The sequence below is a fragment of the Desertimonas flava genome, assembly GCF_003426815.1.
Classification (GTDB): Bacteria; Actinomycetota; Acidimicrobiia; order Acidimicrobiales; family Ilumatobacteraceae; genus Desertimonas; species Desertimonas flava.
In genome coordinates this window covers 73,483-96,959 of sequence record NZ_QKYK01000021.1, presented here as the reverse complement: position 1 = coordinate 96,959, position 23,477 = coordinate 73,483, and the positions used below count along the sequence as shown (strand labels likewise).

Here is a 23,477-nt window from a genome sequence, read left to right as displayed (position 1 = left end):
CGTTGGCGGCCTCCTCGATCTTCGACTTCAGCGAGTCGGGGAGGCGCAGCGAGATGCGGGCCGTGATGCCGTCGTCACCGTCGACCGACGGTGGTTCGGGCGGAGGCGGGGGGAGGGGCGGTTCGGGCGGCGCCGGGGCCGTCACGACGAACTGGGGCTCGCGGCCACGCAGCCGGAGGTCGACCGAACCCGGAGCCATCTCGGCGGTGATCTCGTCGGCGGCGGCGAGGGCGTCCATCAGGGCGAGGCGAGCCGACGCATCGAGTGCCGCGACGAGTCGCTCGGCGGCGACCTTGGCGTCGGGGCCGGCCACCTCGGCGGCCACGAGCAGGTCGTGGCGGAGGCTGTCGACGAAGGGCGTCAGGTCCATGACGTCATCATGACATCACCTTGACGTCATGTCAACGCCAGATGTGCATCGAGCTGACATCACGGTGACGCATGGTTGATGCCATGGCTAGTGTCGGCGCGTGCCGCATCGGGAACAGCACCGCACCGACCGCGTGGGATGGCTGCGTGCCGCCGTCCTCGGCGCCAACGACGGCATCGTCTCCACCGCCACGTTGATCGTGGGCGTGGACGCGTCCGGGGCGAACCGGAGCGCAGTGCTCACCGCGGCGTTCGCCGGTCTGGTGGGCGGGGCGATGTCGATGGCGGTGGGGGAGTACGTCTCGGTCAGTTCGCAGCGCGACGCCGAACAGGCCGACCTCGCCATGGAGCGACGAGAGCTCGCCGCCGATCCGGTGAGCGAACTGAACGAACTCACCCGGATCTACGAGCAGCGAGGCATCGAACCCGGTCTCGCCGCTGCCGTGGCCGAGCAGCTGACCCGGCGCGATGCGCTCGGCGCCCACGCGCGTGACGAGTTGGGCATCACCGAGGTGGCCGCCGCCCGGCCGCTCCAGGCCGCCGGATCGTCGGCGGCCGCCTTCTCGATCGGGGCGGCCGTGCCCACGCTCGTCGCCGCGTTGGCATGGAAGCCGGCGCTGGCCGCGTTCGTCGCCGTCGCTGCGCTGGTGAGTCTGGCGGTCCTCGGCGCCGTCGGAGCCCGCCTCGGCGGCGCGCCCTGGCTCCCGGCTGCGCTGCGGATCACGGTCCTGTCGGCGGTGGCGATGGGTGTGACGGCGGCGATCGGCGCCCTCGTCGGGACGGCGATCTAGGACGCTGACGCCGGCTCGGGGCCGATGATCTCGTACGCGCAGCGGCGATCGCCGCTGACCATGTGGCTGATCCGCGTGACCGAGGCGTCGGCCAGCACCGAGCGGATGAACTCGAGCTCGCTGTCGCACGCCTGGTTGTAGCGCTTGGAGACGGCGGCGATCGCACAGTTGTGCTCGGTGACGACGAAGCGTCCGGCGCCAACCTGCTGGGACGTGGCGAGATAGCCGTCGTCGTCGAGCACGCGGGCCAGCTCGGCCACCCGGTCGGCGAGCTCGGTGTACTGGTCGACGCGAGCCCGGGCCGCGGCGATGCGGTGGTCACGACGTCGCTGGAACAGGCGCTCGACGGCCCCGGGGTCGTCGTCGGCGACGTACCCGAGCAGTTCGTTGGTGAGCGCCCCGTACGCGTTCGGGAACAGCGTGTCGCCGAGCTCGGTCACGTGGTACGTGAGCCGCGGTCGGCCCCGTTGGCCGGGACCGCGGTCGACCTCGCTCGTCTCCACGAGCCCGCTCTCGGCGAGAGAGCTCAGGTGCTGGCGGGCGCCGGACACGGTGATGCCGAGGTCGTCGGCGACGTTCTCGACCGTGGCGTCGCCGAACCGGCGAACGGAGTAGAGGACCACCCGCCGACCCGACGGCACGGCCGGGGCGATGGCGACCGAGCCGGCCGCACTACCCGCGGTGCGCGCGGCAACGGCGGTGGTGGTGATCGCGCTGTCGCTGCCGCTCATCTGGCAAAGCGTAGTTGCGGGTGGCGGCCGCCCCTCCGTGTGCCGGCAACCAAACACTGCGGAAATTGTCGTGACGCGAGGCACATCGACGGCGAGTGAGCCCGGACGCACGAGCGGCGCCGGACCTCGACGGTCCGGCGCCGCTCGCGGGGTCGTGCGGACCGGCGGGGCCCCACTGCCCCGTCGTCCGGCCGACGTCCAGAGACGAGGCCGGTGCAGCCGCATCCTGCGATGGCGCTCGTCTGGAGGGTTCCCGCCTCCGGTGTTTGCCACTGAGATGCGCAAGCGACACGAAAGGTTGATTGGTTCGGAGGAATTTTCCGCGGATGCCTGCGCGCTCAACCTTTTCGCTCCGGCCCGCGTCTTGAGGTGATCGGACCGACGCCTTCGCCGCCTGTCGACTTCACGCTCGTCGTCGTCGCCATGTTGAAGCGAGCCGTCGCGGGCGCGGCCCCGCCGACCACGCTCGGTGCCCGGGTTCAGGCCGGCGTCCCCGGCCTGCCGAGTGCGCCGTTCTGCGTGCCCGGCTGAACGAGACGGCGTTCAGGCGGACGTGGCGTAGCGAGCGGCACTTCGCTCGCGGGCCTTGGCGGCTTCGACCTCGCGGTTCTTCGCCGGGGCCGTCGTCGTCAAGGAATCGACGAGCTCGCGCGTGATGAACGTGATCGCCTCGACCGCTCGCTCGAAGGCCGCGGCGTTGGCGGCCGACGGCTTCGTCATCCCGCTGATCTTGCGGACGTACTGGAGGGACGAGGCGTACACCTCCTCCTGTGTCGCCGGCGGCTCGAAGTTGTGCAGGGTTCGGATGTTGCGGCACATGTCCCCAGCCTGCCACCCTTCAGCCCGATCGGGCGTCGAGCGCCTTCAACATCCGCTTGAGCGCGACGCGCCGGTACGACGTCTCGATCAGCTCGCCGATCTCCTCCCAGTCGGGCGGGGCGGCCTCGAGATCGAGCGCGACCCACGGGGCGTTGCGGTAGTACGGGGCGAGATAGAAGCGCGAGTCCTCGAGGAGGGCTGGGCGCTCGTCGTCGTCGGCCTGGAGCAGCAGACCGTAGGGCCGGTCCTCCGCCCCGGAGAAGATGCAGAAGATCTTGCCGGCGCGGAACGTCGGACGTCCCCACGCCTCGACCTCGGTGGCCTCGGGCAGCGCAAGACAGATCCGTCGGACGTCGGCGAGGAAGGGGTCGTCCTCGCGGTACATGCGGGGGTGGGCCACGGCGCCGACCGTAGCCGACCCCCTCCGCCGAGCTCAGCCGGCCGGGACGAGCAGGAGAAGCAGGTCGCGGATGGCCGACGCGAGCCGCGCCGGCGCCGTCTCGTCGCCGAGTGCGTAGCTGATCACGTGGTGCTGCAGCACACCGTCGACGAGCTGGTACGCCACCGCTGCCGACGTCGACGGCGGGATTCCCGAGAGCTCGGCGAGCCGCGTCACGATCGACCAGACCTTGGCGGCGCGGCCGGTGTCGATGGCGGCCACCCCCTCGCGCAGGCCTTCGTCGAACATCGACTGCGTGCGGAGGTCGTACCAGAGCCGGTGCTCGGAGGCGTCGGTGACGAGCGTGGACGCGAACGCCTCGGCGATGGCGTCGGCGTAATCGGCTGCCGACGCCGCCGTGGTCGGCAGGGCGGCGAAGCGTTCCTCGCTCATCTCGTCGTAGCGGCGTATGCACTCGTCGATGAGCTCTGCCTTGTCGGCGAAGTAGTAGTGCAGGACGCCGTGTGAGTAGTCCGAGTTCTGGGCGATGTCGCGCACACTCGTGCGCGCATAGCCGAGCTCGGACAGCGTCTGCAGAGCAGAACTGACGAGGGCATTCCGCCGCTGTTCGTACGAATCGGCGCGACGACGTGACGCCGCGGGCTCGGTGGTGGCCAACACGTGACCGTCCTTTTCAATGGTGGGGCGCGGAGATCCCGCCGGATCTCGCCGGCAACAATACGCCGGTCGCGCGACCCCGGCGAACGAAGCTTCGGGCCTGCGAGAATCGGACCCATGGTCGACGTCGCGACACTCCGCACGCTGCTCGCCACCGTGCCCGCAGAGTTCGTGTCGGCACGGAACGACCTCGCCAAGTCCCTTCGTGCCGACGGGGACCGCGACGGAGCCGAGGCTGTCAAGGCACTGCGGCGCCTCGGCGTCGCCGACTGGGCGCTCAACGTGGCCGCCGGCGAGCAAGCCGATGCGGCTGCGGCGTTCGCCGACGCGGCCGTCGACGTCCTGGACGCTCAGGAGGAAGCGATGGCCGGGCGCGGTGGCGGTGACCTCCGCGGCCGGATGAAGACGTTGCGCGCCCGCTCGGCCGAGCTCGTCGACGCCGCAGTCGCGGTCGCGCAGCGACACGGCCAGCGCGGCACCGGGTCGTCGTCGATCGACGTCGGTACCCGGCTCAGCGAGATCGCCGCCAACCGGGCCGCCGTCGACCTGCTGCGTGACGGCCTGCTCGGTGCCGCCGACCCCGGTGTGGCCGATCCGTTCGGCGTCGTCGGCGCCGGCCGGCCGGAACCGGCGCGCGGCAAGGAGCCGGCGCGCGGCAAGGCGCCGTCAGCCCGCAAGAAGCCCGCCCCAGCGTCGTCGGAGGAGCGACCAGCGGCCGATGTGGTCGACCGGGCCGAGCTGGAGCGCAGGCGAGCCGAGCGACAAGAACGGGCCGATGCCGAGCGGGCGTCGAAGGCGGCGGCCGCCGCGCTGACGACGGCCGAGGCCGCGCTGTCGAAAGCACGTGCGGTGGCGGCCAAGGCGGCGACTCGGGTGGCCGAGGCCGAAGCCCGCCTGGCTGAGCTCGCCGCAGCTCGCGACGAGGCCGAGGCGGCGCTCGCCGCGGCCGACGAGGCGCATCGCGATGCGGTCGAGGAGGCCGAACGGGCGCAGGAGCGTCTCAGCCGGTGACGGCGTGATCCGGTACGGTCGTCGATCGTGGCGTACTGGCTGTTGAAATCGGAACCCGACGTGTTCGGCTACGACGACCTCGTCCGGGTCAAGCGGGAGGGCTGGGACGGCATCCGCAACTTCCAGGCACGGAACTACCTGCGCGAGATGAAGGTCGGCGACAAGGCGATCTTCTACCACTCCAACGCCAAGCCGCCGGGTGCTGCCGGCGTGTGCAAGATCGTCAAGGCGGCCGAGCCCGACCCGACGCAGTTCGATCCGCAGTCGAAGTACTACGACCCCACGTCCGACTCGTCCGATCCGCGGTGGGACTGGGTGACCGTCGCGCCCGTGAAGGCGCTCACGTTCGTGCCGCTCGACGACCTCAAGGCGATGCCGGAGATGGCCGACTCGCGCCTGACGGCGAAGGGCAACCGGCTGTCGGTGCTGCCCCTCACCGAGCGCGAGTTCGACGCCGTCGTCGCCGCCGGTTCCCGCAAGCGTCGCCGCTGACCGGCGGCTTCGCCGGAGAGCGGCGACGTCAGCGGCGGGTGATCGCAGCGAGGAGGGTGGCGAGGGCCTGGTCGGGGTCGGCGAGGAGCCGGCCCTTGTTGGTGCGGGCGAGCTCGACGTAGCCGTGATCGAACGCCCAGAGCGCGGCGGCCAGTTCCTCGGGGTCGACGTCGCCGATGAGTCCTGCGGTCGACAGTTCGCGGCAGCCGTCGACGCACAGCCCGAAGGCGTCGAGTCCGATGCTCACCGCCGGCTCGCCGGCATCGTCGCCGAACATCAGGCGGTAGTGGCCGTGGTGGGCGAGGGCGAACTCGATGTAGGCGCGGTGACCGGCCTTGACGCGCTCGAGCGGGTCGTTGCCGGCGGCGTTCGTCGCCGTGCGGATGTGATCGCCGAAGGCGGCGAAGCGGTCGGCCACGAGGGCGACCAGCAGCGCCTGCCGGTTGGCGAAGTGGAGATAGACGGCATTGGGCACCACGCCCACCGCGGCCGCGACGCCGCGGATGGTCACCGTGGCGGGATCGCCCGACTCGTCGAGCATGCGCGTCGCGGCAGCGAGGAGCTCCTCACGGAGCTGGACGCCCTGGCCCTTGGGATTCCGTCGTCGCGGGTTTTGTCGATTCGTGCTTGCCAACAGCCGCTCAGTCTGTCAGTGTCGTCGCTATATGGACACCGTACATGAATCTTCCACCACGACGGTCCGTAGCTACCTCGACGACGAGTTCGCCCCCGTCACCGAGGAGGTGACCGCCTTCGACCTCCCCGTCACCGGATCGTTGCCGGCCGAGCTGGACGGCCGCTACGTGCGCATCGGCCCCAACCCCAAGAGCGCCGATCCGGCGACGTACCACTGGTTCTTCGGCGAGGGGATGGTGCACGGCGTGCGCCTGCGCGACGGTCGCTGCGAGTGGTACCGCAACCGCTGGACGTCGGCGCCCGGAGCGCCCTTCCCGCCGAACACCAACGTCATCGGCATCGGCGCCAGCACGTTCGCCATCGTCGAGTCGTTCCCGCCGCCCGTCGAGCTGTCGTTCGAGCTCGACCCGATCGGGGTTTCCACGTTCGACGGCACGCTCGACGGCGCCTACACCGCTCACCCGAAGGTCGACCCCGCCACCGGTCTCCTGCACGCCGTGACGTACCAGCCGCCGTCCGCCGCCGTGCACTATCTCGCTGTCGGCCCGGACGCCCGCGTCCTCCACGATGTGGAGATCCCCCTCGCCGACTCGCCGATGGTGCACGACACGGCGATCACCGAGTCCAAGGTGCTCGTGTTCGATCTCCCCGTGACGTTCGATGCGGCGGCCGGCGGGACGTCGCCGTTCGCCTGGCAGCCCGATCGCGCCGCCCGAGTCGGCGTGCTGCCGCTGCTCGGGGCGCCCGACCAGGTCGTGTGGTGCGAGGCACCGTCGTCGTACGTGTTCCACCCGCTCAACGCGTTCGATCTGCCCGACGGCCGCGTCGTGGTCGACGTGGTCAAGTGGCCCAAGGCCTTCGATCACAGTGATCCCCACGGTCCCGGCGCGGCGGCGCCGACGCTCGTACGGTGGACGCTCGATCCGGCCAACGGATCGGTCAGCGAGGCCCTGCTGTCGGACCGGGCGCAGGAGTTCCCGCGCGTCAACGAGGGTGTCGTCGGCCGGCGTCACCGGTACGGGTACACCGTCGCCGGGATGATCGGCCAGACGGCGGCGGTGCTGAAGCACGACCTCGAGGCCGGCTCGACCGAGGCGTGGGAGCCCGGATCCCAGTGGTTCCTCAGCGAGGCCGTGTTCGTACCGACCGGTGGCAGCCCGTCGCCGGGCCAGGCCGAGGACGACGGCTGGCTGATGCTCTACGCCCACGACCGTTCGACCGCGAGGTCGAGCTATGTCGTGCTCGCCGCCCAGGATCTCGCCGCCGGCCCGGTGGCGTCGGTCGAGTTGCCGCAGCGGGTTCCGGCCGGCTTCCACGGCAACTGGATCCCCGCCGGCTGAGGCTCGTCAGCCACCGCACTCGCCCGATGAACCCGCCCGCCGGGTCGCTGCCTACCATGCCGCCATGGGGGCCACCGACGTGCAGATCGATCTCATCTCGCCGGACTCGTTCCGGCACGGACACCCGTGGGAGCAGTACGCGTGGCTGCGGGCCAACGCGCCGGTGTACCACCATCCCGAGCCGGGCACGCCAGGGTTCTGGGCCGTGACCCGCTACGACGACGTCCGAACGGTGAGCCGGCAACCGAAGGTGTTCAGCTCGGCGGCCAAGGGGCCGATGGTCGGCGACCCGACCGAGGAGCAGCTCGCCGGCACCAGGCAGATGATGCTGTTCATGGACCCGCCCGAGCACGACCGGTTCAAGCTGCTGGTGTCGCGCGGGTTCACGCCCCGCAACGCCCAGTCGCTCACCGCGCGGATCGAGTCACTGGCCCGGGACATCGTCGACGACGTGATCGAGCGCGGTGAGTGCGATCTGGTCGCCGATGTCGCCGGGCGTCTGCCGTCGGGACTGATCGCCGAGCTGATGGGCATCCCTCGGTCCGACGGGGAGCGCCTCTACGAACTGACCGAGATGATGCACACCACCGACGACACCGTGCACAGTCCCGAGGAACGGGCCGGCGCCGTGGTCGAGATGCTGACCTATGCGGCATCGGTGATCGAGGAGAAGCGGCGCTCGCCCGGCGACGACATCGCCTCGACGCTCGTCCAGGCGACCGTCGACGGCGACCGCCTCACCGACGGTGAGCTGCAGATGTTCTTCCTGCTCCTCGTCAACGCCGGTGGCGACACCACGCGCAACCTGATCGCGGCCGGTCTCGAGCTGCTCTTCGCCCATCCCGACGTGCGGGCCCGCCTCATCGCCGACCTGGACGGCTTGCTGCCGTCGGCCGTCGAGGAGATGCTGCGCTACACGAGCCCCGTCGCCAACTTCCAGCGGACCGTGATGGAGGACACCACCTTGCACGGCGTCGATCTCGCTGCCGGCGACCGCGTCGTCGTGTTCTACGGGTCGGCCAACCGTGACGAGGACGTGTTCGACGATCCCGACCGTTTCGACATCGGTCGCTCGCCGAACCCGCACGTCGCGTTCGGCGCCGGCGGTCCCCATCTCTGCCTCGGGATGCACGTCGCGCGCATCGAGACGGCGGCGATGTTCCGCGAGCTGCTCACCCGACTCCCCGACGTCGAGCCGGCCGGCGAGGCCGAGCGCCTGGCATCGAGCTTCATCGCCGGCATCAAGACGATGCCCGTGCGGTTCACGCCGGGCCGCAGGCTCGCGATCGACTGATCCGCGCTCAGTCCTGGGGCGGCCGGGCGACGAGCCGGGCCAGCTTCTTCGGGGCGAGGAGGCAGTAGCTCTCGGTGACGAGCTCGGCGATCTCGTCCCAGTCGCTCTCGTCGGTGAGGTGCAGGCCGACGACGGTCGGGGACCAGTCGGGCTTGAAGTACGGGTAGCCGATCCGGCTCAACGTGTCGAGCTCGTCGCCGTCGGAGCGGAACGTCATCACCACGTACGGCCCGGGTCCGCCGGCCGCGCGTTCGAACGCCGGCGAGCGCCCGTCGACGGGGGCGACGTGGGCGAACGTGCGCTGCCGGATGCGCCAGCGCACGCCGATCCACGCGTCCTCCTCGTAGGCGTCGGGGAGCGGCGCGGCGACGGCCGCGACGCGAGCGATGGCGTCGCGGAGGAAGTCGTCGAAGTTCGCCGGCACGGCGTCGATGATCGCAGACGCGGTCCGGAAGCGGGCGGCGAGAGGATCGGCGCGGATCGCCGGCGCCGGTGATAGGAACGCTGTGATGACCACGCCGAGCCCCATCGAGCTGCGCAGCGACAACGCCGCAGGTGCCCACCCTCGGATCATCGAGGCGATCGCCGCGGCGAACGTCGGCTCGGCGCTCGCCTACGGCGACGACGAGTGGACCGCCGACCTCCATCGCGTGGTCCGCGACGTGTTCGAGCACGACACGGCCCGGGTGTTCCCCGTGGTCAGCGGGACGGCAGCGAACAGTCTCGCCCTCTCTGCGATGTGCCCGCCGTGGGGTGCCGTGCTCTGTCACGAGTCCGCCCACATCGTCGAGAACGAGTGCGGGGCGACGTCGTTGTTCGGTGGGGGTGCGGTGATGCGCACCGTTCCCGGTGACGACTACCGCATCCAGCCCGCGACGCTCGACGAGACCTTCGCCGCGACGCGTTGGGGCGACAGCCACGCCTCGCAGCCCAAGGTGCTCTCGCTCACGCTGCCCACCGACCACGGCACGCTCTACCAGCTCGACGAACTGACCTCGCTCACCAAGCGAGCCCGCGAGCGTGGCCTCCGGGTCCACGTGGACGGCGCCCGTCTCGCCAACGCGGTCGCCGCCCTCGACTGCCGCCCGGCCGAGCTCACCTGGCGCGCCGGCGTCGACGCCGTGTCGCTCGGCACCATCAAGAACGGCGGGGTGTCGGCTGATGCGATCGTGTCGTTCGACGACGCCGTCTCGAACGAGCTGTACTACCGCCTCAAGCGGGCGGGCCACGTGAGCTCCAAGATGCGCTTCCAGTCGGCGCAGGTCATCGCCTATCTCGAGGGCGACGCATGGGTGGAGACCGCCGCTCACGCCAATGCCGCGATGGCGCGTCTCGCCGCCGGTCTGGAGCAGCTCGGTGCCGAGCTGCTGAATCGGCCCGACGTCAACATGCTGTTCCTCAGGTGCGACGACGCGACGGCGGACCGGCTGGAGGCCGCGGGTCTGCTGTTCTACCGGCTCTCTCCCGGCGTGATCCGCTTCGTCACCAGCTTCCAGACCTCCGACGCCAACGTCGACGAGGCACTGGCGCGCGTCGAACGGGCTCTTTGACGGCTGGTCGCGTCGATCAGGCGAGCCGGAACGGTGGGGCGGTCGAGCGCTCAGGCGGACGTGCGGACGTACTGCCAGCCGGCGTCGGTCATCAGGAGCCGATGGTGGGTCCCGGCGGGGCCGGGCTCGGCGGCGTAGAGCTCGTCGCCGTGCCAGAACAACGCCCCGGTGCCGTCGATGTCGCCCATCTGAGTGTGAAAGCGCTCCGGCGTGGCGGCACGGAGCGTGTCGAGCAGGCGGTCGACCGTGTCGTGTACGGCCAGCAGCGTGAGCGTGACGAACGTGGGTGGCGCCAGTTCCATCGCCCCGGCGTCGCGCCGCTGCAACACCATGGCCGGGGTGAGCCACGAGTGCTCATGGATCTCCGAGCCGTCGACGGTGACCTCGACGTCGCCGTTGGCCGCAGCGACGAAGAACCACGTGGCGAAGGCCTTGGGCACGCTGCTCGGCGGGCGCCAGTGCGACACGGCAAGCAGCGAGTCGGGGTCGAGCACGATCGCCGCTTCCTCCCGCGCCTCGCGGACCGCAGCCCGCCGCCCGGCCGCCAACTCGTCGTCGGGAGCGGTCGGGTCGATGTCGCCGGGGTCGACACGACCTCCCGGGAACACCCACATGCCGCCGAACGAGCCGCGCCCGTTGCGGCGAAGCATCAGCGTCTCGATCCCCTCGGTGCCGTCGCGCACCACCACGACCGTCGCCGCGGGATGGACTTGCTGGGTCGGCATCGGCACTCAGGCGTCGAGGACGACGACCGCCTTGCCCGGTGTGGTCTTCTGCCCGGCTGCGTTCTCGGTCCACACGTCGACGTCGACGAGCTTGCGGCCGTCTTCCTCACGCTTGCCCGTGACGACGCCCTTGGCGTACCACTCGGTGCCCTGCATGTCCATGCCCCGGTACTGGCACGACACGGAGCGCACCCAGCCGTCGGACCCGACCCAGTCGGAGACCACCTGGCCGAGCGTGGACCACTTCATGCGGCCGTGGACGATGTTGTCGCCGATGGCCTGGGCCTGCGGGAAGCTCTGGTCCCAGTGCAGCGGGTTGAAGTCACCCGAACCGGCGCAGTACATCACGAGCTGGGCGCGCCCGGGGGCCTTGGTGAGCGTGGGCAGCTCGTCGCCCACGTTGACGTCGTCGAACTTCGGCATTCGTCGCTTCCTCTCGGCTCAGTAGTAGATCGCCTGGGCGAACGTGCGCATCACCACGTCGCCGGTGTCCTGCTCGGTGAACGTCTGCTCGCTCGTGACGACCAGCATCTTGCCCAGCCCCTTGGACTCCTTGACCTCGAGGTCGGAGATCTTCGACGTGACGAAGAGTCGGTCGCCGGCCTTCAGCGGGCGTTCGTAGACCACCTCGGTCCCACCATCGAGGAGACCCGTGAGGCCGTGCTTCACGGCCGGTCCGCTGCGCCGGGGGCCGCTGAAGGTGGGATCGCTCTCGCCGGGGATCCACACCGGCGTGCCGAGGTAGCACGGGGGAGCGGGAAGCGTGTCGAGGCCGGCGCCGCGGGCCGCCTCCTCGTCGTAGTAGCGGCGGTCGGTGTAGCCGACGCCGCGGGCGAAGGCCCTGATGCTCGTGGTGGTCAGCTCGACCGGCCACGGCTCGCTCTCTACGCCAATTGCCTCGCGCATCTCGTCGGTCAGCTCGAACTCGGCAGCCATGCCGCTCTCCTCACGTCGTCACGGATCACGCCGCCGACACTATGAGTTCGACCCGGCCGGCCTCGGATCGAGCCGTCAGCGGACGTCATGCCGCCGCGGCGGCGAGGGCGTGGCGGCGGTAGGCCCATCCAGGGCCGCGCAGCACGAACGAGAGCCGGTCCCGCCAGTTCCGGGCGTCGCGGACGTCGGCGAGGATGCCCGCGTGCTCGTGGGTGGCGATGCGCCATGGGTTGTACGTGCCGATGTTCTTCGTCAAGCCGTAGACGACCGGCTCGTCCTCGCGCTGGAACGTCCCGAACAGCCGGTCCCAGGTGATGAGGATGCTGCCGTGGTTGCGGTCGATGTAGCGCCCGTTGCTGCCGTGGTGCACGCGGTGGTGCGACGCCGTGTTGAACACCTCCTCGATCGGGCCGAGCCGGCCGATCGTGTCGGTGTGGATCCAGTACTGGTACAGCAGGTTGACGCCCCGGGCGAACTCGACGAGCCGTGGTCGAATGCCCGCCAGGCAGAGCAGGCCCATCGGCACGAACATGCCGAACGAGTCGGCGACGGGCTGACGGAGCGCGGTGGACAGGTTGTAGCGCTGCGACGAGTGGTGCACCACGTGGATCGCCCAGAGGGCTCGGCATTCGTGCATGAACCGGTGGTTCCAGTAGTAGATGAAGTCCCAGCCGGCCACGGCGAGCGCTGAAGCAGTCGCACCCGTGCCCAGGTCGCCGAGGCGGCGAGACCACAGCTTCTCCGGTGACGTCGCCGACGCCCACGCCGAACAGGCGGCGATCGCGCCCGAAGCCACGGCCACCGGACCGGCGACGCGTGCGATGGCGTCGGCCATCCGGGCTGCCCGGTCCATCTGGTCCACTCGATCGCGCCGCCTGCTGCGAACCCCGTCGGCGGCCGCAGTGAGGGCGGCGGCGCCGACGGCCAGACCGCCAAGGGCGCGACCCGCGCGGCTGCGTTGAGGTGCGATTCGCTCCATCGCCGCCTTGGTGGCCATCGGGACCACGAGGCTGAGGACGCCCATCGTGAGGCTGGCGCGCGTGTCGTTGCGCTCGTAGTCGACGGGCGACGGACCGTTGCGTGCTGCCCGCCGGCGCAGCACGACGTGCTCCGCGCCCATCGTGGCGAAGTAGCCGGGCACCGCCGCAACCGTGAGGTCCATCAGATGAAGTATGGCCGCCCGGCACAGGAGTGAGGTGTAACCACAAAAAACCGTACATATGTCTTGCATTGTGATGAAGCTTCAGCTAATGTCTGTACATGGCTGACAGCGTGCTCGTCGAGATCCGGGAGGAACTCCGCCGCGCTGCCCTGAGCGAACATGATGCTGAATCTGTGCCGCTTGGTTGCGTGACGAGCCGGGACGTGCTCGCCCAAGCCGACGACTTCGCCGAGTTGCTCGTCGAGCACGTTGACGAGATGTCCAAACACTCGAACGAACGAGGTTTCGCCGCTGTGTTCGCGGCGATCGAGCGCGTCCATCGGGCGTTGGAGGCGGCGTCCGCGGCTGCGTTCAACGCCGTCGACGAGCGCCGCCTGTACCGGACGGACGGACATCGCACCGCCCAGGCGTTCCTCCAGGCCTCGGTCAACGTGTCGGACCGCGAACGCAACGACCGGCTCCACATCGCCCGGCTCGTCAAGCTCTGCCCGCAGGTCGCCGGCCTCCTCGCCGACGGCACGCTGCCCGTCGGCCACGCCGTCGCCCTCGGTCTGCTGGTCGCCAACGAGCGTCTCGACCCCGACCGGCTCCTCGCCGCGCTCTCGGGGTTCTTGCTGTACGGGAGCCTGCTGCCACACGACGCCTTCTCCAAGCGGGTCCGTGAGTGGGGGCGCCTCAACGACCCCGACGGGTCACGCCCCGATGCCGACGCGTCGCACCGCAACCGCAACGTCCGGTTGACCAACGTGCTCGACGCGTTCATCCTCGAAGGCCGGTTCGGGAACGTCCAGGGCGTGAAGATGGCCGCCATCCTGAACAAGTTCATCGACATCGAGTTCGACCGCGACTGGCAAGAGGCGCGGGCGATCCATGGCGACGAGACGTGCATGCGGCACCTCCGGCGCAACTCCGCCCAGCGGCGCGCCGATGCCCTCGAAGCGATCTTCCTCGCCGCCATCGGTGAAGGCGACGCCGCCAACATCGACATCATCATCAACATCGTCACCGACGCCGAGACGTTCACCGAGACCGCCGGTGCAGCCGCCGACGCCGCTGCCGCGCCTGCTGAGGCTGCCGCCGCCGCTGCCGTGCCTGACACCGAGTCGCCCGACGCCGACGTGTCCGGCGCAGATGTGCCCCACGCGGACGAACCGCCCTACTCGGACGCGCCCGACGCCGACGTGTCCGACACCGATCCCGCCCCGGCACCGTTCCGGATGCGGCGGTTCTGTCACACGCTCGACGGCGTCGAGATCGATCCCCGGGCCGCCGTTCGCGCCGCCATCGACGGACACATCCGTGCCGTCGTCGTCGACGGCCGTGGCGTCATCATCGACCAAGGCCGCAAGCAGCGCCTGTTCCGCGGCAACGCTCGCGTGGCCGCCCAGATCCAGGCCGGCCTCGACAACCTCCACCGATGTAGCTGGCCCGCATGCCGGGCCCGTCCACGACACATCGACCACGGAATCGAATGGGCCTCCGCCGACGCGGGCCGCACCGACCTCGTCAACTCCAACCTGCCCTGCACCCACCACAACCTGTGGAAGAACCGGCACGGCTACACGGTGAGACGCGACGGCGACGGGATCCTGCGCACCTACCGACCCGACGGCACCGAGCTCCGGCCCCACTGACCGGGCTCGCGAGAGCCTCAGCCGGTCGTCGCCGGAACGCTGCCGTCCGGAACGCTTCCGTCGGGGACACTGCCGTCGGGATTGTCGAGGTCGAGGATCGCCGTGAGCTGATCCCGTCCCGGGGCGTCCTCGGCCACGTCCTCGAGCGACGCTGCCGGCTCGGCATCGGCGTCGAGCACGAGGATCCGCGGTGCCGGGTACTCCGACTCGGGGTCGCCGTCGATCCAGGCCAGCTCCTCGTCGTTCGCACAGTGTTGGATCGCCGGGAAGACGAGCAGCTCGCCGACCTCGTCGGGCACCCTGAACGTGATCGGGAACGCTCCCGCCTCGTCGGGCGGCAGCTCGCCCCCGGTCCACGAGACGATGGTGTTGCCCTCGTCGTCGGGTTCGGCGTGCTCCGTCCAGCCCTCGACGCGTTCGGCGATGGCGTCCTCGAACGGCGCCCGGATACGGACCTCGACGGTCGGCGACTCACCGCAACCGTGGGTCGGGCGAAGCGTGAGCGTCGTCTTGCTCCCGGCCGGAACGGCCGCGAAGTCCGACTCGGTGTGCGCCGACACTCGGCCGGCCGCGACGGTGAAGGAGACGACGGAGACGGCGGCGGCAGCGGCGGTAGCCACGAGGTGACGGTTCATGACTCCTCTGGTCGTCGTGACGGGCTCACTGGTTCCCGCTGTCTGGCACACTCGCCACGATGGACACCGCCGGAGCCCGCCGAGGAGTGCTGCGATGCCTGGTCGCCGCCCTGTTCTTCGGTGCGTCCGCGCCGGCCGCGTCGCGGCTGGCCACCGACATGTCCGCGTTCAGCCTGGCCGGTCTCCTCTATCTCGGTGCGGCGATCGGTGCGCTGCCGATGCTCGGGCGCACGCCGCCGTCCCCGACAGCGATGAGGCGCAGCGCGGTCCGTCTCAGTCTTGCCGTGGTGTTCGGCGGAGCGCTCGGTCCGGTGCTGCTCGCGGCCGGGCTGACCCGCACGCCCGCCGCCACGTCGTCGCTGCTGCTCAATCTCGAACTCGTCGCCACCGTCATCCTCGCCGCCCTCGTCTTCGGTGAACACCTCGGACGTGGCGTCCCTGTCGGCACCCTGCTCGTCGTCGCCGCCGGCGTGATCCTCGGCTGGCGCGGCGACGCCGACTTCCGCTGGGGTGCCCTGCTCATTGCCGGTGCGTGCTGCTGCTGGGCGATCGACAACTGCGTGACCGCAGGGCTCGACGAACTTGCCCCTGCCCACATCACTCTCGTCAAGGGAGTCGCCGCCGGAACCGCCAACCTCCTCATCGGCATCGTCCTCGGCGGTGCCCCGAGCGGCCTGCCGATCATCGGTGCCCTCGTCGTTGGAGTGGTGGGCTACGGCGTGTCGATCACCCTCTGGGTCGCCGGAGCCCGCGATCTCGGGGCCGCGCGCGGACAGCTCGTGTTCGCAACCGCTCCGTTCCTCGGGGCGATCGTCGCGTGGACTGTGTTCGCCGACCCCGTTGACGCCCGTGAGGTCGCGTCGATCGTCGTCGCCGCCGCCGGTGTGAGTTTCGTGCTCCGCAGCGACCACTCCCACGAGCATCGCCACTCGGCTGTCGAGCACGATCACGAACACGGTCATGACGACGGGCATCACGATCATCGTCACGACCACGGCGAATTCGTCGAGCCTGGCGGACGGCACGTTCATCGCCATCAGCACGGTGAGCTCGTCCATGCCCACGCGCACGTGCCCGATCTCCATCACCGTCACGACCACGCGTCGGAGCTCGGTTCCTGAGCTCCAGTGCTCGGTTCGGCGGCACGGGTCGCCGCAGAGCATCGTGGTGGCATGGCTGTGACGCTCTCGTCCGACCGGCTCGCCGCACGGGAGCGCGTGGTGCTCGAGCACATGCAGAGCGAGAACGTCCAGGAATGGGACCGCACGATGGCCACGTTCAGTCACGCGCGCTACGAGCTCCCCGACGGGCGCGTCGTCGACGGCCATGACGACGTGATGCGGTACTGGATCGAGGGACGCACGGTGGTGCCCGACCAGCGCAACGAGCTGATCGAGCTGGTGCATCTCGACGACGACATGACGCAGATCGAGTTCTGGCTGCGCGGGACGCCGACGACCACCAATCGGCCGTTCGAGGTGCGCCTCTGGGCCGTCTACACCTTCGACGACGACGACCTGATGACCAACGAGCGGGTCTACAGCGAGCCGCCCACCGAGGATCAGCTGGCCGGACGGGTCACGCCCGATGGCCGCCGGGCCGGGTAGTCGCCGCCGCTCCGAGTAGCGCTGGACGCTGCGGCTCTGGCAGCGTCCGGGTACCCGCACGAGCAAGGAGACGCCGTGGCCCACGATCTCATCATCCGCAACGGCACGGTGGTGGACGGCACAGGTACCGACCCCGTGCGCGCCGACGTGGCCGTGGACGGCGACCGCATCACGGCGATCGGCGACCTCGCGGAGGCCACGGCGACGCGGGAGATCGACGCCGCTGGGCTCGTCGTCACCCCCGGCTTCGTCGATCTCCACACGCACCTCGACGCCCAGATCGCCTGGGACCCGCTGATGACCTCGAGCTCGTGGCACGGCGTGACGACGGTGCTGACCGGCAACTGCGGGGTGACGTTCGCGCCCGTCGCACCGGACGACAAGGTGTTCCTCGCCGAGATGATGGAGAGCGTGGAGGACGTGCCCCGCGACGCGATCCTCGGCGGCCTGCCCTGGGACTGGGAGACGTTTCCCGAGTACCTCGACTCGGTGCAACGCATGGGCCCGGCGCTCAACGTCGTGGGCATGGTCGGCCATTGCGCCGTTCGCTACCACGTGATGGGGGAGCGGGCGATCGACGACGCCCCGGCCACGCCGACCGACCTCGACCGCATGCGGGCCGTCGCCGAGGAGTCGGTGGCAGGTGGCGCCGTGGGGTTCTCCACGTCACGGATCCTCCTCCACGTGATCCCCGACGGCCGATGCGTGCCCGGCACGTTCGCCGAGCTCGACGAGTACCTCGCCGTCGCCGACGGCATGAACGCGGGCGGCGGCGGGCTGTTCCAGGCCGTCTGCGACTTCCCGACCAAGCCCGAGCACGAGTACGAGCTGTTGCGCGAGATGGCTCGGTCGTGCGGCGACGTGCTGTTCTCCGGCGGCGTCGGCAACGGCACCGGGCTGGCGGGTGTCGATCGGATCGCCTCGTTCCTCGACGACACCAACCGCGATGCAGGCCGCATCACGATGGCGATGCAGACGCGCCCGAGTGGCAGCCTGTGCGGGCTCGCCCAGATCTCGCCGGTGAAGGGCAAGCGCTGGAAGGCCGTGCTCGAGCTGCCCACGCTCGCCGACCGGTTGGCCGCGCTGAAGGACCCCGAGATCCGCGCCGGCCTCGTCGAAGAGGGCATGACCAAGGGCATGTGGTACGACCCGGCCCACATCTATCCCCTCGGCACCGCCGACTCGCCCGACTACGGCATCGAGGGCGCGGTGTCGATCGCCGAGCTGGCCGAGCGAGCCGGCGTGCATCCCGTCGACCTCGTCATCGACCGGCTGATCGCCAGCGACGGCCTCGAGCTGTTCAACACGTGGTTCTTCAGCCGCAACACCGAGGCCCTGCCCGAGATGCTCAACCTCGACCACGTGTATCCGGGGCTCGCCGACACCGGCGCCCACGCCGGTCAGATCTGCGACGCCGACATGAGCACGCACTACCTGGCGTACTGGCAGCGCGATCGCAAGCTCACGTCGCTGGCCGACGCCGTCCGGCGGCTGAGCGCGCTGCCCGCCGGCGTTCTCGGTCTCGTCGATCGGGGCACGCTCGGGGCCGGCAAGTTCGCCGACATCAACGTGTTCGACATCGACGCCGTCGACAGCGAGCAGCCGCGCTACACCAACGACTTCCCGAACGGTGCCGGGCGCCTCAAGATCGGAGCACGCGGGTATGCGGCGACGCTGGTGAACGGAGCCGTCGTCACCGAGCAGGGAGTCAACACGGGCGCCCGCCCGGGGCGCGTGTTGCGCGAGTTCGCCCGCACCTGACGCCATGATGGGGCCGGAGATGCGCGACCGGTCCACCACCGAGCACGGACGGCTCGTCCGGCTGATGCTGCTCTCGGTCGCCGCTGCGGTGGTGACCATCGTGCTGAAGGCGCTCGCCGCGGCGGTCACCGGGTCGGTGGGCTTCCTGTCGGATGCGTTGGAGTCGGTGGTCAACCTGGTCGCCGCGTTGGTGGGGCTGTGGGCGGTGCGCCTCGCCGCACGCCCGCCCGACCTCGGCCATCACTTCGGTCACGGCAAGGCCGAGTACCTCTCGGCCGCGGTGGAGGGCGCCCTCATTCTCGCCGCCGCCGCCGCCATCGGCTGGACGTCGGTGCGCCGGCTGCTCGACCCCGTCGCGATCGAGGAGCCGGGAATCGGCCTCGGCCTGTCGATGCTCGCATCACTCGTCAACCTCGGTGTTGGCGTGGTGCTCGTGCGGGCGGGGCGCCGCACCCGGTCGATCGCCCTCGAGGCGGACGGGCGTCACCTTCTCACCGACGTGGTCACGTCCGCCGGCGTGCTGGTCGGCATCGCCCTGGTCGCCATCTTCGACTGGTACGTGCTCGATCCCGTCGTGGCGATCGCCGTCGGCGTCAACATCCTGTACACGGGCTACGGCCTCCTGCGCCGGTCGGTCTCCGGCCTGCTCGACGCGTCCCTCCCCGGCGACGACCGCTCCAGGGTCGAGGCCGTGCTGTCGGAGTTCCGCCGCCGTGAGCCGGTCGACTTCCACGCCCTCCGATCTCGCGAGTCGGGACGGCAGCGGTTCGTATACGTGCACCTGCTGGTTCCTGCCGACTGGACCGTCAAGCGCGGTCACGACCTCGCCGACGATCTGTCGGACGCGGTCGATGAGGCGCTCCCGGGCACGCACACGTTCGTCCACATGGAGCCGATCGGCGACCCGTCCTCCTACGACCACCAGTACCTGCCGGAGTCACTCCCGGGCGAGTGAGGTCGCCAGCCCGGGGATCTGGACCCACGGCTGCTTGTGGTCGCACCACGCCTCGACGGTCGGCGCCACGGCCGATCGGTCGTCGAGGGTTCCGGCCTTCACGGCGAGGATGCCGGCGGGCTGGACGAGCTCGGACATGATCGGCGACCCGCACGCGCCGCAGAAGCGTCGGTACACGTGCACCGTGTCGCCGCCGTCGTCGCCACGGTCCTCGAACGTGCTGAGCGTTCCGGTGACGGACATCTGGCTCTCGTGGACGATGAGGTTGACCGAGAACGCCGACCCGCCCTGGCGCTGGCAGTGCTCGCAGTGGCAGATCGCCGTGGCGATCGGATCCCCGGTGAGCTCGTACGTGATGGCGCCGCAGAGGCACCGACCCGACGCCGTCATCGCGTGAACACCGGTGGGCGCTTCTCGAGGAACGCCTGCACGGCCTCGGCGTGTTGCGGCGACGTCCAGCACTCGGCGAGGTAGCGGTGCTCGGCCTGCTGCACGGCGATCAGGTCGCCTTCCGTCGCGTTGACAGTGAGCAGCTCCTTGATCATCCGGAGCTGCGGCGCCGGGTTGGCGGCGTACGTCGCGGCGATGGCGAGCGCGGTCTCGAGGAGGTCCTCGTCGGTGTCGGCCAGACGGTCGACGAGGCCGATCTCCTTGGCCTCGGGGGCCGGCACGAGGCGGCCCGACAGGCACAGGTCGCTGGCGTGGCCGAAGCCGACGCGGTCGGCGAGCAGTCGGGAGCTGGCGAGCTCGGGGACGATGCCCATCTTGATGAAGAACATGCCGAGCTTGGCCGCCGGTCCGGCCACGATGTGGTCCATCGGGAGGCACATCGTCACGCCGATGCCGACGGCAGCGCCGTTGATGGCGGCGACCATCGGTTTGGACCGCCGGCAGAGCGAGACCCAATCGACGCCCTTGGGCATGCCGCCGACCCCACCGGCGGTGTCGTTGCCGGGGTCGGTACCGCTGATGCGCGTGTTGAACGTGGCCTCCATGTCGGCGCCGGCGCAGAACCCGCGGCCCGCGCCGGTGGTGACGATGGCGCCAACGCCCGGGTCGTCGTTGGCCCGGTTGATCGCGTCGACCTGTTCCTCGGCCATGCGCGGCGTCCACGCGTTGAGCTTGTCGGGGCGGTTCAGGGTGATGACGGCCACCTCGTCGCGGACGTCGTAGGTGATCTGCTCGTACTCCACCCACTCATCGTCACAGCCGGTCTCGTGCGGGGTCGAACCGGACGCTCGACACCGCCGCCGGCGGCGCGGTCTACGCCGGGCGGGCGGCGGGCTGGAAGAGCTCGATCAGGTTGCCCGACGGGTCCTGGACGAGGATCTGCTGGCCGCCGGGCCCGCTGACCACGTCGTTGCGGAACGTGACGCCCTCCGAGCGAAGCCGGCTGATCTCGGCGTCGATGTCGTCGACGACGAAGTGGAGGCGGTTCCATCCGCCGGGCCCCGGCTGCGCGCCGTCGGGCATCGACCGCCCGGCCGAGCTCGCCGGTCCACTGAGGAGGACCCTGAGGTTTCCCCGCGTGACGTCGGCGAAGGCCGGTGAGGAGATGCCGGTGGGCTCGAACCCGAAGTGTTTGGTGTAGAAGTCGACGGCCGTCGGCACGTCGTCGACCATGTAGCGCACGTTGACGTAGTCGGTGCTCATGTTGTGTCCTCTCGTCGGGAACCTGTGGTCAGGCTGGTGTGAGTCGGGGTGCTGCGGGCGGCGACGATCTGGGCGATGAGGAGATCGACCCGTTCCTCGATCTCGTCGGCGGTGCTCACGAACTGGGGGTAGCCGGTGTGGTCGGAGTCGGCGGTGGCCGCCGGGTCGGCCATGCTCCAGTGGGCCGTGGTCGGTTGGCCGGGGAACTCGGGGCAGATCTCACGGACCTTGTCGCACAACGTGATGACGTGGTCGAAACGGGACCCGGCGAGCTCGTCGAGGTGGGTGGTGGCACGCCCGGCGATGTCGATGCCGCGCTCGGCGAGCACGCGCACGGCGTTCGGGTGGAGGGTCTTCGGATGGCTTCCTGCGCTGCGGGCGGCGATCGCGTGGTTCGAGCGGTGCTCGAGCAGGGCCTGGGCGATCTGCGACCGGGCCGAGTTGCCGGTGCAGAGGAACAGGACCGTGGCGAGCGGGCGGCCCGGTGTCGCGTCGAGCTCAGGTCCCGGGGCGCGGATGCCGGTCGAGGGGCGGAGCGCGGGGTGCAGCGCGCCCGCCGCTTCGGTGATCACGTCGGCGCAGCGCTGCACGTGGACGCGGTAGTAGGTGTCGCGGCCGTCGGCACTGCTGCGCCGAGCGGAGACCAGACCGGCGTCGCGCAGTTGCGCGACGTGGTACGACACGAGGTTCTGGGGTCGGTCGAGCAACGCGCTCAGCTCGCCGACGCGCCGGTCGCTTCGCGACAGCTCCTGGAGGACTCGCCACCGGTGCGGGTCGGCGATCAGCTGGAGCGATCCGGGAGACGTGAGCGCCGTCGCGTTGTCGCGCGCTTTGATCGGCATGACCCATTTATATCAAACTGGATTGATAGATCAAGCGCGAAGGGTTGAACCAGGTCAGCTCGTCCTGATGCCGAGGTGGCGTAGGGCGCGGGCTGCGGCGTTGGCCCCGCACATCCCGTGGGCTCCGGCGCCGGGTGGTGTCGACGCCGAGCAGAGGTACACGCCGTCGATGCCCGTGGCGTACGGGTCGATCGCCACGCGCGGGCGGAACACGACCTGCCGGAACGAGCTGGCCCCGCCGATGATGTCGCCGCCGACGTAGTTGGAGTTGTAGCGACTCAGCTCGGTCGTCGAGCGCACGGCGGTGGCCACCACCCGGTCCCGGAATCCCGGGGCGAAGCGCTCGATCTGGGCGACGATCGCCTCGGTCGCGTCCCCCGTGAACCCGTGGGGCACGTGGGCGTACGTCCACAGCGGATGCACGTCACCCATCGAACGACCGGGATCGGCCAGGTACTGCTGCCCGACGAGGACGAACGGCCGATCGGGCATCCGTCCCCGATGTACCTCGAGCTCGTTGGCGGCGACCTCGAGGGCGTCACCGCCGAGGTGGACGGTGCCGGCGACGCGGGCCGCCGGAGCCGTCCACGGCACCCCGCCCTCGACGGCGAAGTCGACCTTGAACGCCGCCGCCCCGTGCCGGAACCGCCGGTAGGCCCGAGCGACGCGCGACGGCAGCCCGTCACCGAGGATGCCGGCCGCCACGCTCGGTGACACGTCGAGCAGCAGGGCGTCGCGAGGTGGGAGATCGGCGGCCGACGTGACCCGGATGCCGGTCTCGATCGTGCCGCCGCGGCGGACGATGTCGGCGGCGAGGGCGTCGGCGATCGCCTGCGAACCGCCCTCGGCGACCACCCAGCCGTGGGCGTGCCCGGCCGAGGTGAGCGCCATCCCGAGCACGCTGGACATCGGTCGGTCGAGTCGCCAGAAGGCGTGGGCCGCGACGCCCATCCACAACGCCCGGGCCTGCGGGGAGGCGAAGGCCTTGGCCAGCACGGTGGCGGGGAGCGTGGCAGGTGCGCCGAAGCGGGCGAGCGTGAACGGGTGCCGCGGAACGCGCAACAGTGGTTGCGACACGTCGTCGAAGAGGTCGTCGAAGTGCGCCGCCGGCGCGCCGAACAGCCGGCGCCAACGGGCGCCGTCAGCGCCGAGCAGCTCGTCGGTGCGGTCGAACGAGCGGGCGAACGCACCCGCCGTCCCGTCATCGAGGGGATGGGCGCAGTCGACGTCGGTGTTGCGCCACGTCAGGCCGTCGAGCTGCAGGCGGCGGAACAGCGGAGAGGCGATCACCATCGGATGGACGGCCGAGCAGTCGTCGTGGACCAGGCCGGGCACGGTGAGTTGCGAGCTGCGGGTCCCGCCGCCGATGGTGTCGGCGGCCTCGAGCACGGTGACGTCGACGCCGGCGCGGGCGAGGACGGCCGCCGCCCCGAGTCCGTTCGGTCCGCTGCCGACGACGATCGCGGAGGTCACGACG

At 70.5% G+C, this 23,477-nt stretch carries 29 protein-coding genes; 12 read left to right on the top strand and 17 right to left on the bottom strand.

What is annotated here, in order from left to right:
* A partial coding sequence (locus tag DN771_RS20570) for a hypothetical protein (RefSeq protein ID WP_116999435.1) occupies window positions 1–370 on the bottom strand: 370 nt, incomplete at its 3' end.
* A 100-nt stretch (window positions 371–470) separates the two neighbouring features.
* Between DN771_RS20570 and DN771_RS20565 the strand changes: the two genes are divergently transcribed.
* Window positions 471–1,160: a VIT1/CCC1 transporter family protein gene (locus tag DN771_RS20565; protein ID WP_116999434.1), complete on the top strand. Its 690-nt coding sequence runs from the start codon at window positions 471–473 to the stop codon at window positions 1,158–1,160.
* Here the strand turns inward: DN771_RS20565 and DN771_RS20560 are convergent.
* A complete protein-coding gene (locus DN771_RS20560; protein ID WP_162942199.1) occupies window positions 1,157–1,891 on the bottom strand; it encodes a helix-turn-helix transcriptional regulator in 735 nt (244 codons plus the stop codon). The two genes, DN771_RS20565 and DN771_RS20560, sit on opposite strands and share 4 nt — an antisense overlap.
* Before the next feature lie 369 nt (window positions 1,892–2,260).
* Here DN771_RS20560 and DN771_RS29720 point away from each other — a divergent pair, with 369 nt between their 5' ends.
* Window positions 2,261–2,422, top strand: coding sequence for a hypothetical protein (locus DN771_RS29720; RefSeq protein ID WP_162942198.1), 162 nt, complete (start codon window positions 2,261–2,263; stop codon window positions 2,420–2,422).
* 12 nt (window positions 2,423–2,434) lie between these two features.
* On the opposite strand, the gene DN771_RS20555 is transcribed toward DN771_RS29720, so the two are convergent.
* Genes DN771_RS20555 through DN771_RS29715 form a run of 3 tightly spaced genes read right to left on the bottom strand, consistent with a single transcriptional unit; the run spans window position 2,435 to window position 3,770 of the window.
* Window positions 2,435–2,710, bottom strand: coding sequence for a DUF2277 domain-containing protein (locus tag DN771_RS20555; protein ID WP_116999432.1), 276 nt, complete (start codon window positions 2,708–2,710; stop codon window positions 2,435–2,437).
* 19 nt (window positions 2,711–2,729) lie between these two features.
* Window positions 2,730–3,095 (bottom strand): MmcQ/YjbR family DNA-binding protein, encoded by a 366-nt coding sequence (locus tag DN771_RS20550; RefSeq protein WP_116999431.1) that lies wholly within the window; start codon window positions 3,093–3,095, stop codon window positions 2,730–2,732.
* Window positions 3,096–3,143: 48 nt separating this feature from the next.
* Window positions 3,144–3,770 (bottom strand): TetR/AcrR family transcriptional regulator, encoded by a 627-nt coding sequence (locus tag DN771_RS29715; protein WP_162942197.1) that lies wholly within the window; start codon window positions 3,768–3,770, stop codon window positions 3,144–3,146.
* 114 nt (window positions 3,771–3,884) lie between these two features.
* Here DN771_RS29715 and DN771_RS29710 point away from each other — a divergent pair, with 114 nt between their 5' ends.
* Together DN771_RS29710 and DN771_RS20535 are read left to right on the top strand one after the other, a co-directional pair.
* Window positions 3,885–4,778, top strand: a complete 894-nt coding sequence (locus DN771_RS29710) for a hypothetical protein (protein ID WP_162942196.1) — start codon at window positions 3,885–3,887, stop codon at window positions 4,776–4,778.
* Between the two features lie 27 nt (window positions 4,779–4,805).
* On the top strand, window positions 4,806–5,270 hold the full coding sequence (locus DN771_RS20535) for an EVE domain-containing protein (protein ID WP_116999428.1): 465 nt from the start codon (window positions 4,806–4,808) through the stop codon (window positions 5,268–5,270).
* A 28-nt stretch (window positions 5,271–5,298) separates the two neighbouring features.
* On the opposite strand, the gene DN771_RS20530 is transcribed toward DN771_RS20535, so the two are convergent.
* Entirely contained in the window at window positions 5,299–5,904 is a 606-nt protein-coding gene (locus DN771_RS20530) for a TetR/AcrR family transcriptional regulator (protein WP_162942195.1), read from the bottom strand.
* 31 nt (window positions 5,905–5,935) lie between these two features.
* Here DN771_RS20530 and DN771_RS20525 point away from each other — a divergent pair, with 31 nt between their 5' ends.
* Complete coding sequence (locus DN771_RS20525; RefSeq protein WP_116999426.1) at window positions 5,936–7,246, top strand: carotenoid oxygenase family protein; 1,311 nt, start codon at window positions 5,936–5,938, stop codon at window positions 7,244–7,246.
* A 64-nt stretch (window positions 7,247–7,310) separates the two neighbouring features.
* Window positions 7,311–8,540 (top strand): cytochrome P450, encoded by a 1,230-nt coding sequence (locus tag DN771_RS20520; protein WP_116999425.1) that lies wholly within the window; start codon window positions 7,311–7,313, stop codon window positions 8,538–8,540.
* A 7-nt stretch (window positions 8,541–8,547) separates the two neighbouring features.
* Here DN771_RS20520 and DN771_RS20515 read toward each other — a convergent pair whose 3' ends face one another.
* Window positions 8,548–9,057: an MmcQ/YjbR family DNA-binding protein gene (locus DN771_RS20515; protein WP_205528681.1), complete on the bottom strand. Its 510-nt coding sequence runs from the start codon at window positions 9,055–9,057 to the stop codon at window positions 8,548–8,550.
* Here DN771_RS20515 and DN771_RS20510 point away from each other — a divergent pair.
* Window positions 9,050–10,090: a threonine aldolase family protein gene (locus tag DN771_RS20510; RefSeq protein ID WP_116999423.1), complete on the top strand. Its 1,041-nt coding sequence runs from the start codon at window positions 9,050–9,052 to the stop codon at window positions 10,088–10,090. The genes DN771_RS20515 and DN771_RS20510 overlap by 8 nt on opposite strands.
* A gap of 50 nt (window positions 10,091–10,140) precedes the next feature.
* Here DN771_RS20510 and DN771_RS20505 read toward each other — a convergent pair whose 3' ends face one another.
* The 4 genes from DN771_RS20505 to DN771_RS20490 form a co-directional block, all read right to left on the bottom strand.
* Window positions 10,141–10,815, bottom strand: a complete 675-nt coding sequence (locus DN771_RS20505; RefSeq protein ID WP_116999442.1) for an NUDIX hydrolase — start codon at window positions 10,813–10,815, stop codon at window positions 10,141–10,143.
* A gap of 6 nt (window positions 10,816–10,821) precedes the next feature.
* On the bottom strand, window positions 10,822–11,238 hold the full coding sequence (locus DN771_RS20500) for a MaoC/PaaZ C-terminal domain-containing protein (protein ID WP_116999422.1): 417 nt from the start codon (window positions 11,236–11,238) through the stop codon (window positions 10,822–10,824).
* 18 nt (window positions 11,239–11,256) lie between these two features.
* Window positions 11,257–11,751, bottom strand: coding sequence for an FAS1-like dehydratase domain-containing protein (locus DN771_RS20495; RefSeq protein WP_116999421.1), 495 nt, complete (start codon window positions 11,749–11,751; stop codon window positions 11,257–11,259).
* A gap of 85 nt (window positions 11,752–11,836) precedes the next feature.
* Window positions 11,837–12,913, bottom strand: coding sequence for a sterol desaturase family protein (locus DN771_RS20490; RefSeq protein WP_205528680.1), 1,077 nt, complete (start codon window positions 12,911–12,913; stop codon window positions 11,837–11,839).
* A 98-nt stretch (window positions 12,914–13,011) separates the two neighbouring features.
* On the opposite strand from DN771_RS20490, the gene DN771_RS20485 reads away from it, so the two are divergent.
* Window positions 13,012–14,547, top strand: a complete 1,536-nt coding sequence (locus DN771_RS20485; RefSeq protein ID WP_162942194.1) for a DUF222 domain-containing protein — start codon at window positions 13,012–13,014, stop codon at window positions 14,545–14,547.
* A gap of 17 nt (window positions 14,548–14,564) precedes the next feature.
* On the opposite strand, the gene DN771_RS20480 is transcribed toward DN771_RS20485, so the two are convergent.
* Complete coding sequence (locus tag DN771_RS20480; protein WP_162942193.1) at window positions 14,565–15,167, bottom strand: DUF1775 domain-containing protein; 603 nt, start codon at window positions 15,165–15,167, stop codon at window positions 14,565–14,567.
* A 74-nt stretch (window positions 15,168–15,241) separates the two neighbouring features.
* On the opposite strand from DN771_RS20480, the gene DN771_RS20475 reads away from it, so the two are divergent.
* The 4 genes from DN771_RS20475 to DN771_RS20460 all read left to right on the top strand — a co-directional run bounded on the left by DN771_RS20475 (window position 15,242) and on the right by DN771_RS20460 (window position 19,505).
* Window positions 15,242–16,303 (top strand): DMT family transporter, encoded by a 1,062-nt coding sequence (locus DN771_RS20475; protein ID WP_116999418.1) that lies wholly within the window; start codon window positions 15,242–15,244, stop codon window positions 16,301–16,303.
* A gap of 51 nt (window positions 16,304–16,354) precedes the next feature.
* Entirely contained in the window at window positions 16,355–16,789 is a 435-nt protein-coding gene (locus DN771_RS20470; protein WP_162942192.1) for a nuclear transport factor 2 family protein, read from the top strand.
* Between the two features lie 75 nt (window positions 16,790–16,864).
* On the top strand, window positions 16,865–18,550 hold the full coding sequence (locus DN771_RS20465; RefSeq protein WP_162942191.1) for an N-acyl-D-amino-acid deacylase family protein: 1,686 nt from the start codon (window positions 16,865–16,867) through the stop codon (window positions 18,548–18,550).
* Window positions 18,551–18,569: 19 nt separating this feature from the next.
* Complete coding sequence (locus tag DN771_RS20460; protein ID WP_205528679.1) at window positions 18,570–19,505, top strand: cation diffusion facilitator family transporter; 936 nt, start codon at window positions 18,570–18,572, stop codon at window positions 19,503–19,505.
* Here DN771_RS20460 and DN771_RS20455 read toward each other — a convergent pair.
* The 5 genes from DN771_RS20455 to DN771_RS20435 form a co-directional block, all read right to left on the bottom strand.
* A complete protein-coding gene (locus DN771_RS20455) occupies window positions 19,488–19,895 on the bottom strand; it encodes a GFA family protein (RefSeq protein WP_116999415.1) in 408 nt (135 codons plus the stop codon). The genes DN771_RS20460 and DN771_RS20455 overlap by 18 nt on opposite strands.
* Window positions 19,892–20,698: an enoyl-CoA hydratase/isomerase family protein gene (locus DN771_RS20450; protein ID WP_116999414.1), complete on the bottom strand. Its 807-nt coding sequence runs from the start codon at window positions 20,696–20,698 to the stop codon at window positions 19,892–19,894. Before DN771_RS20450 ends, DN771_RS20455 begins: the two co-directional genes overlap by 4 nt.
* Before the next feature lie 70 nt (window positions 20,699–20,768).
* On the bottom strand, window positions 20,769–21,158 hold the full coding sequence (locus tag DN771_RS20445; protein WP_116999413.1) for a VOC family protein: 390 nt from the start codon (window positions 21,156–21,158) through the stop codon (window positions 20,769–20,771).
* Complete coding sequence (locus DN771_RS20440) at window positions 21,155–22,000, bottom strand: metalloregulator ArsR/SmtB family transcription factor (RefSeq protein WP_116999412.1); 846 nt, start codon at window positions 21,998–22,000, stop codon at window positions 21,155–21,157. Before DN771_RS20440 ends, DN771_RS20445 begins: the two co-directional genes overlap by 4 nt.
* A gap of 54 nt (window positions 22,001–22,054) precedes the next feature.
* Window positions 22,055–23,473: a phytoene desaturase family protein gene (locus DN771_RS20435; RefSeq protein ID WP_116999411.1), complete on the bottom strand. Its 1,419-nt coding sequence runs from the start codon at window positions 23,471–23,473 to the stop codon at window positions 22,055–22,057.
* Between the last annotated feature and the right edge of the window lie 4 nt (window positions 23,474–23,477).